The organism is Veillonellaceae bacterium (genome assembly GCA_012523975.1).
Taxonomy (GTDB): Bacteria; Bacillota; Negativicutes; order JAAYSF01; family JAAYSF01; genus JAAYSF01.
This window is the reverse complement of record JAAYSF010000066.1, coordinates 1-3,726: the sequence shown is the minus strand read 5'-3', so window position 1 is coordinate 3,726 and position 3,726 is coordinate 1. Positions and strand designations below refer to the sequence as shown.

Genomic DNA, 3,726 nt, shown 5'->3' with positions numbered 1-3,726 from the left:
TAGACGAAGAACGCATGCCGGACAACCCCTCGGAGGCCGAAAAAACAAAAGCGCTCGACAAAGAAGCCGAGCGCCTCCTAAAACAAATCCGCCCTGACAGCTACGTCATAGTCCTCGACGTAGCCGGCAAACTGGCCTCCTCGGAAGAACTTGCAGAAAAAATCAGTAATCTAGGCCTCTCCGGCAAAAGCGACCTAACCTTCATAATCGGCGGCGCCTTCGGCCTATCGCAAAACCTAATTAAAGCCGCAAATGAACGCTTGTCATTTTCAAAAATGACCTTCACCCACCAGATGATTAGACTGCTGCTGGTAGAACAAATCTACCGGGCTTTCAAGATTAATCGGGGGGAACCGTATCATTGGTAATGGCGAAAGATGCTCTCAAGTCTTGAGAAATCGGGGCTTGAGGGCTTCTTTTTTTGTGGTTTCTGGGCGGAATATGATGGTTGCCCTGATTGACCTGTAAATTTGGTGAAGGGGTAAGGAAGATGTACGCGGATCTTTCTTTAGGTATTGCCCTCAAAAAGATATTGATCGTTCAGTGCGTGACTTTTTTGGAATGAAGGACTTGAATAATTATTGTGGAAACAAGCTATTAGGCATGAGGGAAGTAGTCGAAATGCTGTTTGTGTAAGACCTGAGAATGACTAATATTACGTTGAAATATAACACATATTATCTCTGTGAAATTAGTGTATTTTTTTAAGTATCAAGGCTATAGGCATTCTAAGTAAGTGTAAAAAGGTAAATTAGGAGTATTTTATGACTAGATATTACTATTCAGCATCTATAGGTATATTTTTAGCGCAAACCGAAAATGAAATATTAGGAGAACTTTCTCGAAACAATCAGTATGGACTTGATGACACGCAAAAAAATGCATGGCTGTATCAAATACGTCTCTTAAGAACGCAGCTTTCTTCTTTTTCTGAGGGGAGTATTATATTTGAGTATACTATTCCACGTGTTGGAAAACGACTTGATAACATTTTTATAACAAACGGGCTTGTTTTTTTGCTGGAATTTAAAGTTGGAGACAGCGTTTATCATAATTATGCTGTTGAGCAAGTGATGGACTATGCATTAGATCTAAAAAACTTTCATAAGGAAAGCCATGATAAAATCATTATTCCTATTGTAGTAGCAACGCGGGCTGAGAGAAAGGAAAACTATATTAGCCAATATTCTGATGGCATAATAAAGCCTATGTTCAGTAACGGTGACGATCTATCGGAAATCATCCAAAATGTTTGTTGCCTGTATAAAGATAAGGCTATTGCTATAGAGCAATGGGAAAACTCTATTTATATGCCTACACCGACAATTATCGAAGCTGCTCAAGCACTTTATCGTGGACATAGCGTAACAGATATTTCGAGATCGGATTCAGGACACTTAAACCTGAGTAAAACGACTGACGCAATTACTAAAGTTATTGAAAAAGCAAAACAAAATAAAGAGAAGGCCATTTGCTTTATTACTGGTGTACCTGGAGCAGGTAAAACTTTGGCAGGACTAAATATTGCTAATGAGCGTCATCGGTTTGATGAAGAGGAGCATGCTGTATTTTTATCAGGAAACGGTCCTTTAGTAGATGTTTTACAGGAAGCACTTGCTAGGAATCAAGTCGATAATTCAATCGAGAAAATAAAAAAGAGTGAAGCATTGATGAAAGCCAAGGCATTCATTCAATTAATTCACCATTTTCGTGATGATGCCCTATCAGTTGATACTCCACCTATTGAAAAGGTTGTAATTTTCGACGAGGCCCAACGCGCATGGACTCTTGAACAGACATCAAGTTTTATGCAAAAGAAAAAAGGTAAACCAGATTTCAATATGTCAGAGCCCGAATTTCTTATAAGTGTTATGGATAGGCATCAGGATTGGGCAGTCATCATATGCCTTATTGGGGGTGGCCAAGAGATCAATACTGGGGAAGCTGGTTTGCCAGAATGGTTTGATGCACTCCGCCGCTGTTTTACGCACTGGCATGTTTACATATCTAATAAAATTACGGACGTTGAATACACACATAACAACGACTTAAAAGCGATGCTTTCAGATTTAGAATGTGAACCTCTTGAGGAATTGCATCTCTCTGTCTCATTACGTTCTTTTAGAAGTGGACACGTTTCTGAATTAGTTAAAGCTATATTGGATGTTAATCAAGAAAAGGCAAAGCAACTGTATTCTACACTTAATGAGCGGTACCCAATTACAATAACCAGGGATATAACCCAAGCTAAAGCATGGATAAAAGAAAAAGCTAGAGGTAGCGAACGATATGGAGTGGTTGCTAGCTCTGGGTCAATGAGACTAAAACCTTTTGGTATATGGACACAGTGTAAAATTGAAGCTAAAAATTGGTTTTTAAATGGGAAGGATGATATACGATCGTCTTACTTTCTAGAAGACGCGGCTACAGAATTTGATATTCAAGGTCTTGAACTGGATTGGGCGCTGGTTGCTTGGGATGCCGATTTTAGATTTATTGATGGAGCATTTCAATATTACAATTTTGTGGGGGCTAAATGGAATAAAATTAATAAAGCAGAAAATGTACTGTATCGAAAAAACGCTTACAGGGTATTACTAACTCGCGCGCGTCAAGGAATGGTTATATTTATACCTCATGGTGATGAGAATGATAAGTCAAGAGAACCGCATTTCTATGATGGGACATATGATTATCTGAAAAGTATTGGAATAAACGAGATATGAGCTACTGATCATTGGGGGTATCGTGACTGTATTGAGGATTATCATATATTGACTTCTTTCGGCTTGAAATTTTGCGTTAAGTCAATTTTTAAAATAAACTCAGTCCTAACCTCATAAGCCCTTCGAATAATTTACTATTATGGGAATAAGACAACCCTATAGCTCAATAACATGTACAAATGGGAGGTGGGTGATACAATGAAAGCCCAGGAGTACAGACTTGTTGATGCAAGGGTTAAGCTGGAAGTAGATAATATTCAAAAGATTGAAGAGCAAATTGAAGGGGTTAAGAAAGGTAATTGAACCCAAACAATACCAATGCATAGCAATGAATGGGCATATTATTCTTGAAGGTGGATTTCATCCAGATGCAATAATAATATACAAAACACCAAGAACGCCTATTGATTACGGAATAAACAAATATCCCAAACACTTACAGGAAGAAATGCAAAAAATACAAAATGAGCTAAAACTGACAAAAGGTCAAGTTGAAAAACTAAGGAAATCTATCGTGGGGATGGATTTAAAGGTAACGGAACTTGAAAACCAATATAAGTACTTAAGAGATAATGCTAACAAAATAAAAGAAAATGATGAAAAAGAAAAACTGATGAATAATTTTAATAAGAGATATTCCTCCTTTCATGAATGTCTTATAAGCAACCTAAAAACTTTGGATAATCAAGTAAAAGATGATGTTAGAAAAAGTCTTGATATATTAGTTCAAATAATAGATGAGGTAAAACAAAAATATCTTTAAACGGTTAACATCGCGAGTGCATAACATACAACTAAGAAACAGGGGGACAGGTCCGCTGTTTCGTTTAATTGCAAGCTATCCGAGTTAGCGAATACGTGGGACACGTGGGACAAAGACCAGCTAATTAAAGTCAAGGCCTTATCCACAATTTTTGTTTAAAGAAAAATAAGTACAGCAAACAAGCCTTTCTCAATATCGAACGATATTCGAGAAAGGTATATGTAATATTTTGTTTCT

At 37.5% G+C, this 3,726-nt stretch carries 3 protein-coding genes; all 3 read left to right on the top strand.

Annotated elements, in window-relative coordinates; translation table 11 throughout:
- A partial coding sequence (locus GX348_09020; GenBank protein ID NLP42322.1) for a 23S rRNA (pseudouridine(1915)-N(3))-methyltransferase RlmH occupies positions 1–368 on the top strand: 368 nt, incomplete at its 5' end.
- 396 nt (positions 369–764) lie between these two features.
- Positions 765–2,726, top strand: a complete 1,962-nt coding sequence (locus tag GX348_09015; protein ID NLP42321.1) for a DUF2075 domain-containing protein — start codon at positions 765–767, stop codon at positions 2,724–2,726.
- 265 nt (positions 2,727–2,991) lie between these two features.
- Positions 2,992–3,489 (top strand): hypothetical protein, encoded by a 498-nt coding sequence (locus tag GX348_09010; GenBank protein NLP42320.1) that lies wholly within the window; start codon positions 2,992–2,994, stop codon positions 3,487–3,489.
- Positions 3,490–3,726: the final 237 nt, after the last annotated feature.